The organism is Vibrio crassostreae 9ZC13, assembly GCF_000272045.2.
GTDB classification, from domain to species: Bacteria; Pseudomonadota; Gammaproteobacteria; order Enterobacterales; family Vibrionaceae; genus Vibrio; species Vibrio crassostreae_C.
The window spans coordinates 636750-636992 of sequence record NZ_AJYZ02000042.1 but is presented as its reverse complement, the minus strand read 5'-3'; the positions used below and the strand labels follow the sequence as shown (position 1 = coordinate 636992).

The 243-nt window shown below is 42.0% G+C and carries 1 tRNA gene; it reads right to left on the bottom strand.

Annotation, left to right across the window (positions count from 1 at the left end):
- Nucleotides 1–104: 104 nt before the first annotated feature.
- Nucleotides 105–189, bottom strand: a tRNA-Leu gene (locus tag A136_RS21610).
- Nucleotides 190–243 lie beyond the last annotated feature (54 nt).

The window sequence follows — 243 nt, the reverse complement described above, 5'->3', positions numbered from 1 at the left end:
CCTGCGACCCCATCATTATGAGTGATGTGCTCTAACCAACTGAGCTAAGTAGCCATAATAAATCTAATCGATTCACTATTTGTTCTCTAATGAAAGAGAAATAATGGTGCGGTCGGAGAGACTTGAACTCTCACACCTCTCGGCGCCAGAACCTAAATCTGGTGCGTCTACCAATTCCGCCACGACCGCAGCAAATCTTTATAGTCATACTGAATATTGGTGATTCAATATAACGTTGTAATA